The organism is Ensifer sp. YR511 (genome assembly GCF_900103045.1).
In the GTDB taxonomy this organism is placed as follows: Bacteria; Pseudomonadota; Alphaproteobacteria; order Rhizobiales; family Rhizobiaceae; genus Ensifer; species Ensifer adhaerens.
On record NZ_FNGR01000072.1, the window covers coordinates 1 to 5,999 of the forward strand.

8 protein-coding genes and 2 pseudogenes are annotated in these 5,999 nt (G+C 65.1%); 7 read left to right on the forward strand and 3 right to left on the reverse strand.

Annotated elements, in window-relative coordinates; all coding sequences use genetic code 11:
• Window positions 1-137, reverse strand: a 137-nt coding sequence (locus BLU15_RS38510; protein ID WP_371590421.1) for a LysR family transcriptional regulator, incomplete at its 3' end; no start/stop codon positions are given.
• Window positions 138-225: 88 nt separating this feature from the next.
• On the opposite strand from BLU15_RS38510, the gene BLU15_RS38515 reads away from it, so the two are divergent.
• The 7 genes and pseudogenes from BLU15_RS38515 to BLU15_RS39345 all read left to right on the forward strand — a co-directional run bounded on the left by BLU15_RS38515 (window position 226) and on the right by BLU15_RS39345 (window position 4,804).
• Window positions 226-1,062 (forward strand): substrate-binding periplasmic protein, encoded by an 837-nt coding sequence (locus tag BLU15_RS38515; protein ID WP_090302542.1) that lies wholly within the window; start codon window positions 226-228, stop codon window positions 1,060-1,062.
• 23 nt (window positions 1,063-1,085) lie between these two features.
• On the forward strand, window positions 1,086-1,736 hold the full coding sequence (locus BLU15_RS38520; RefSeq protein WP_090302544.1) for an amino acid ABC transporter permease: 651 nt from the start codon (window positions 1,086-1,088) through the stop codon (window positions 1,734-1,736).
• Window positions 1,737-1,738: 2 nt separating this feature from the next.
• On the forward strand, window positions 1,739-2,386 hold the full coding sequence (locus BLU15_RS38525) for an amino acid ABC transporter permease (protein WP_090302546.1): 648 nt from the start codon (window positions 1,739-1,741) through the stop codon (window positions 2,384-2,386).
• Window positions 2,379-3,185: an amino acid ABC transporter ATP-binding protein gene (locus BLU15_RS38530; RefSeq protein ID WP_090302548.1), complete on the forward strand. Its 807-nt coding sequence runs from the start codon at window positions 2,379-2,381 to the stop codon at window positions 3,183-3,185. Before BLU15_RS38525 ends, BLU15_RS38530 begins: the two co-directional genes overlap by 8 nt.
• A gap of 28 nt (window positions 3,186-3,213) precedes the next feature.
• The gene (gene alr / locus BLU15_RS38535; protein ID WP_090302550.1) at window positions 3,214-4,338 is read left to right on the forward strand and encodes an alanine racemase; all 1,125 of its coding nucleotides are present in this window, start codon (window positions 3,214-3,216) and stop codon (window positions 4,336-4,338) included.
• Between the two features lie 144 nt (window positions 4,339-4,482).
• Window positions 4,483-4,650 (forward strand): annotated as a pseudogene (locus tag BLU15_RS40555) (IS5/IS1182 family transposase); the annotation flags it as partial.
• Window positions 4,651-4,684: 34 nt separating this feature from the next.
• On the forward strand, window positions 4,685-4,804 hold the full coding sequence (locus BLU15_RS39345) for a bacterioferritin-associated ferredoxin (RefSeq protein ID WP_143034369.1): 120 nt from the start codon (window positions 4,685-4,687) through the stop codon (window positions 4,802-4,804).
• 380 nt (window positions 4,805-5,184) lie between these two features.
• Here BLU15_RS39345 and BLU15_RS38550 read toward each other — a convergent pair whose 3' ends face one another.
• Window positions 5,185-5,793: a LysR substrate-binding domain-containing protein gene (locus tag BLU15_RS38550; RefSeq protein ID WP_176960496.1), complete on the reverse strand. Its 609-nt coding sequence runs from the start codon at window positions 5,791-5,793 to the stop codon at window positions 5,185-5,187.
• Between the two features lie 112 nt (window positions 5,794-5,905).
• Window positions 5,906-5,999 (reverse strand): annotated as a pseudogene (locus BLU15_RS38555) (LysR family transcriptional regulator); the annotation flags it as partial.

Here is a 5,999-nt window from a genome sequence, read left to right on the forward strand (position 1 = left end):
CGGATCTGCTCGCTAACGGCTGATTGCGTCAGCCCCAGTCGTAGCCCTGCTTCGGTGAAAGTGCCGTGACGGGCAGCGGCCAGGAACGTCTCTATGTCGCGCAGGTTCATTCGCTTTGCAGAAACCGTGTCAAGCATCGAGAGTGGCGATGCTCAGTTCGGAGATTATTCGTTTTCGCATCGCATCACGACGTGATGTTATGATTTCATAGCGAAGGAGGAATACATGTTGCATCGTACAATTTGTGCCGCCGCTGGCGGCCTAGCCGGACTGGCTCTCTGCCTCGGTCTCTCGGTGGCTCAGGCCCAGGAGTCGCGGCTGGAGACCATCGTCAACCGCGATAAGGTGATCGTTGCGGTGTCGAGCACCGCTCGCCCGAACGGCTTCGTCGACGAAGCGGGCAAGCTCACGGGCTTTGAGATCGAGTTCGCCCGGCTGATGGCCAAGGCGCTCGTCGGCGACGCGAGCAAGATCGAGCTGATGACCACGACGGTGGACGGCCGCTTCCCGGCGGTGCTCTCTGGCAAAGCGGATTTCGGCATCTCGACCGCGACGATCTATCCCGATCGCGCCGTGCGTCTCGCCTTCACGCGGCCCTATATCGATTCCAGCACGCTTGTCGTCGTGCCCAAGAATTCGCCGATCAAGACGCTGGCCGATCTCGACCGGGCCAATGTCACGCTCGGCTCGACCAACAGCGCCGCCATGGTCGAGCGCGCCAAGCGCTACGCGCCGTTGGCGACGCCTGTCTTTTTCGACACCGACAGCGCCGCCGCGCTCGCGCTCAAGAGCGGCCGCGCAACCGCCTGGCAGGCGGATTCGGCTGCAGCGAACTTCTTCGTCGGCCAGAACAGCGCCGATTTCGTTGTGCTCGAAGGTTCGCTCGGCACGATCAACAACAACGCCATCTTCATGAAGCCCGGCGACTTCCCGCTCTGGCTCGCGCTCGACACCATCGTACGCGAATACGTCAATGGCTCGCGCTATGGCGAGTATCAGGCGCTCTACAAGACGTGGTTCGGCAAGGACCCGCCGCCCCAGCGCCCGTTCAACCAGAACTGAACCTCTCACGAAAAGCCGCCCCCATGGATCTCGCCTTCATCCGGACCAACGCGCCTCTTCTACTGGAAGGGGCGGCGATGACCGTCGCACTCGCAATCCTGGCTCTGCTCGGCGCCACGCTCGGAGGGGTCGTTGTCGCTGGGCTGACAACGGGCCGCCTCAGGCCGCTGCGCTGGCTCGGCAACACCTTCGTCGAACTGATGCGCAACACGCCGATCCTCGTGCAGATCTTCGTGCTCTATTTCGGCATGCCGGCGCTGGGCCTACGACCCTCTGCCTTCGCCTCGACAGTGCTGGCACTCTCGCTGCAGAACAGCGCCTATATCGGCGAGATCTATCGGGCCGGACTCGAATCAGTGCATCCGCGCCAGAGGGAGGCCGCGCTGGCGCTCGGCATGCTGCCGCGCACCGCGTTGCGGACCATAATCGCGCCCCAGGCCTTCCGCCGCATCCTACCGCCGCTGGGCAACCAGTTCATCATCATCGTCAAGGACACCTCGGTCGCGTCCACGATCGCCGTCGCCGAGTTGACCCAGGCTGGCAAGCTGCTGCTCGACCGCAGCGCGGCGCCTTACGAGACCTTCGCCACCGTGGCGCTGTTCTATCTCGCCATGAGCGCGGCCGTCGCCGGGCTGCTGAAACTCGTCACGTTGCGCTACCCGGTGAGGGTCTGACTATGACCGACGTCACGCTGCTTTCGTCCGGCCTCTACCTCGCACAAGGTGCCGCAGTCACGCTCGGCCTGTCGCTCGCGACGATCCTCGTCGCCGCCGGCCTCGGCCTGCCGCTCGCCCTGGTCGGCCTCTATGCCTGGGCGCCGCTGCGCGTGGTCGCCGCCGCCTATGGGCTCGCGGTGCGCGGCGTTCCGCTCCTCGTCCTGCTGGTCGGCAGCTATTTCAGCCTGCCATATCTCGGGGTCGACCTGCCGCTCTCGGTCGTCGTCGTGCTGGTCGGCGGGCTCTATTTCGCGGCCTATGCCGCGGAGGTGTTCCGCGCGGCGCTCGCCGCCATGCCCAAGCAGCAATGGGATGCGGGCAGGGCGCTCGGCATGCGGCGCCTCCAGCTCTTCACCATCGTCATCCTGCCGCAGGCCCGGCGGCTGAGTACCGCCCCCTTCGTCAATGTCGCGCTGGTCGTGGTGAAGAATACCTCGCTCGTCTCCGCCATCGGCGGCTGGGAGCTCGTCGCGGCCGGCCGCGAGATCGGCGAGCGCAGCATGGATATCCTGCCCGCCTATCTCGCGGTCGCCGCCTTCTACTTCGTGATCTGCTTCACCCTGTCGCGGATCGGCCACCAGATCGAACAGAGAACCCATCATGGCTGACAATCCATACCCGCAAGCGCAGGCGCCGCTCGTCGTCATCGATCGTGTCGGTAAGTCCTTCGGCGCCGTCGAAGTGCTGAAGGAGGTCGGCCTGACCGTCCGCAGCGGCGAGGTTCTCTCGCTGATCGGCCCCAGCGGCTCCGGCAAGACGACGCTGCTGCGCTGCGTGAACTTTCTGGAGAGCTATGATCGCGGCCTGATCACCATCGCCGGAGAGAGCGTTGGCGTCCGCATCGACGCCGATGGCCGGCGCCGCCGCAAGACCGACCGCGAGATCGCCGGCCTGCGCGCCCAGGTTGGTATGGTCTTCCAGCACTATAATCTCTTCCCGCACCTGACGGTGCTGGAGAACCTGACGGTCGCGCCGCGACGAGTGCGCGGCGAGGCCGAGGCGCCGGTGCGCGAGCGGGCGCTGTCTCTGCTGGCGCGTGTCGGCCTTGCCGACAAGCGCGACCGCTACCCGTCCGAGCTCTCGGGCGGGCAGCAGCAGCGCGTCGCGATCGCGCGGGCGCTGACAATGCAGCCGCGGCTCCTGCTGCTCGACGAGGTGACGTCCGCTCTCGACCCCGAACTCGTCGGCGAGGTGCTGGAGGTGGTGCGGACGCTCGCGGCCGATGGCATGACGATGATGATCGTCACACACGAGATGCAGTTCGCCCGTGAGGTCTCGACCAAGGTCGCCTTCATGGCGGACGGTGCCCTCCTCGAAAGCGGAACGCCCGGCGACATCTTCGACGCGCCCGGACACGAGCGTCTGCGAAGCTTCATACAGCGTTATCGCGCCGGCAACCGGCTCTGACGCGCCTCTGCTACACAAGGATGATTCCATGGTTCCTGCTTCCCTACGCCCCACCTGGTGCGAGATCGATCTCGGTGCGGTCGCGCATAATCTGCGTCAGCTTCGCGGCCTGCTGGGCGCAGACGTGGCGATCTATGTCTGCCTGAAAGGAGACGCCAGCGGCTGCGGCGCCGTTGCTGTGGCCAAGCGGGCTGAGGCCGAGGGCGTGGCCGGCTTCGCTTTTGGCAACGTCGATTCCGCGCTCGCCTGCCGCGAAGCCGGCATCGAAAGCCCGATCATGCTCTACCCGACCTGCCTGCCCGAGACCGCACCGATCCTGGGACGAAACCGGCTGATGCCGACGCTATCGACGCTCGCCGACGTCACCGAATGGGACGAAACGGCAAGCGAACGGTTGCCCGTCTTCCTGAAGATCGATGCCGGGGGCTTTCGCGCAGGCGCCTTGCCGCATGAGGCAGTTGCCGTCGCCCGGGCCATCGCCGAAAGCCGCTATTTGCATCTCGCCGGCGTCTACGGCCATCCGATGACTAGCTACGGTTTCGAGGACGAGCCCTATACGTGCGCGCAGCTCCGCGGCTTCGAACGGGCCCTTGCGGCGATCGAGCGTGCCGGCATCCGGGTGCCCGTCCGGATGGTCTCCAGCTCCGCGATCGTCCTTCGCCACCCCGAGGCCGATCTGAACGCGGTCGATCCCGGCCGCCTCCTCTTCGGCATGTCATTTCCCGCCATCGCGGAGCGGCAGGTGGACTGGCGGCCCGCGCTGGTCGGATTGAAGAGCCGTCTCGTCCTGGTGAAATCTCTCGCCGATGTCGGCGAGGTCCACCCAGCACCGTTCTTGAAGCTCAGGCCCGACATGCGGATCGGGCTAATCCCCTTCGGCTGGAGCGACGGCTATCCGCGCCGGATGTCGGACACCGCGACGGTGCTGATCCGCGGTCGGCGCGTGCCGCTGCTCGCGCCGACGCACTCCGAACTGCTGCGCGTCGATCTGACCGATCTGCCAGATGCGGTGATCGGCGACGAGGTCGTGCTGCTCGGGCACTCGGGAGAAGACAGGATCGACCTGACCGAGCTGGCCCGTCAGTGGGGCGTCTCGACGCACGACCTCTTCCCCGCCATCGGCAAGACACTGCCGCACGTCTACATGAGCTGAATCGAGCTGAAGCTCGTGATTGTCAGGCTGCCATCACCGCGCTGACAACGTTGCTGGAATTGTGTGTTGCGGGTTAATCGGGGACGGCGCGATGACGGGCGAGTAGGAGATGGCGGAGGAGGCGCTGTTCTACCAGTTCACTTCGACTGCGATGCCTGCTCGCTGACGCCGCAGTGCTCAACCATGATGAGCGCGCGCAAGATCCTGCGATCAATCCACAAGGGCACCCGCGACATGCCCAGGGACATCGCCTATCTGACCTCGCCGTGTGAACGGAAGAAGGTCGAGATGCTCTTCTCTCATCTCAAGCGCAGGCCGCTAGCGTGGCGGCCTGACCACCAAAATCATGGCCTCGATCGAAGCCACCGGCCGGCGCATGAAAGCCGGCACCAATTGCGGTGTCTGCAAGCCGGAGATCTGCAAGCTGCTGAACGGTGCGGCCGCACCGAAACCGCAGCCGGCGTGAACATGCGCGCAGATTGACCGCATCTGGCGATGGTCGCGGCACTAGATGCCGTTCGGGGAGTCGTGCAACCTAAGAACTCGGGAGTTGTGCAGGCGGACCTACAGTCCTTACATCGGCGTGGCCATCGCTCGGGTGCGTCAGGATGGGGTGCGGAAGTTGTCGGTCTCGACGACAACCGTCGCCGCGATGGGACGCTGTCGATGCCGACGGGAACCGATCGTGTCGGCAGGCGCCTTAATCCGCGGAAGACGGATCTTCAGGTCTGGCGCTAACGATTTGCCGGCGAACTCCGGCTTCGCGGGATCGGGGCGGAGGCAACGCCGCGGCGAACCCGGGGACGTGACCGCTACGGAGCCAATTTCTTCCCACAACGGTAATACTCAGCGATGATGAGCCACCGGCTCTTTCTTCGCCTCCTCGTGCAGGAGGGCAACGAACGCCTCGGCTTCGCGCGAGCTACCGATACGGCGTGTTAGGACGCCAATCTGCCGGTGGAACGTTTCGTCGCCAAGACCGAAAATAGCGATTTGAGTTGAAGTGTCCGCGAGTTCGTAGTGGGGAATCAGCGCAACGCCCATGCCCTCGCCGACGAGGGAGATCATCGTGTCAAGGAAATTGATCCAAACATTTTCGGCGATCACCGTGCCGGTGCGTTCCAGGAACAGGTCGATCTGTCGGCCGCTAACAGTCGAACGGTCGTAGCGAAGTAGGGGTAGCTTCGTGATGGCGTCGCGCCAATCGCGAGCGCCCAGACCGGCGGGTGCGATCAGCACGAAGGGCTTCGACAGCAGGGGATGCCAGGAAACGTTTTCGGGCAGTTCGCCCGGAGGCCGGATGACGACGGCGAGGTCGAGCTCTTCCCGTTCGACCTGGCCGAGCAGGTCGTCCTCTCCCCGCGTCGAGCGCAGCGTGACGCCGGGAAAGCCGCGATGGAAGGCGAGCATCGTGCGGGCCAGCAGGCCGGAGTGGAGCGAGGCGATCGTGCCCACGCGCAACGTCCAGCGCATTGCAGAGACCGCGTGACGTCCGCGCATCTCGGCTACGAGTGCAACGATCTGGTCGGCTAGTGGGACGAGGTCCTGGCCGGCCGCATTAAGGGTGGCGGATCTGCTCGCTAACGGCTGATTGCGTCAGCCCCAGTCGTAGCCCTGCTTCGGTGAAAGTGCCGTGACGGGCAGCGGCCAGGAACGTCTCT

Excerpts from the sequence above, each read along its gene's own strand:
- BLU15_RS38515 (WP_090302542.1), top strand. The coding sequence starts at position 226 with ATGTTGCATCGTACAATTTGTGCCGCCGCTGGCGGCCTAGCCGGACTG.
- BLU15_RS38520 (WP_090302544.1), top strand. The coding sequence starts at position 1,086 with ATGGATCTCGCCTTCATCCGGACCAACGCGCCTCTTCTACTGGAAGGG.
- BLU15_RS38525 (WP_090302546.1), top strand. The coding sequence starts at position 1,739 with ATGACCGACGTCACGCTGCTTTCGTCCGGCCTCTACCTCGCACAAGGT.
- BLU15_RS38530 (WP_090302548.1), top strand. The coding sequence starts at position 2,379 with ATGGCTGACAATCCATACCCGCAAGCGCAGGCGCCGCTCGTCGTCATC.
- alr (WP_090302550.1), top strand. The coding sequence starts at position 3,214 with ATGGTTCCTGCTTCCCTACGCCCCACCTGGTGCGAGATCGATCTCGGT.
- BLU15_RS39345 (WP_143034369.1), top strand. The coding sequence starts at position 4,685 with ATGGCCTCGATCGAAGCCACCGGCCGGCGCATGAAAGCCGGCACCAAT.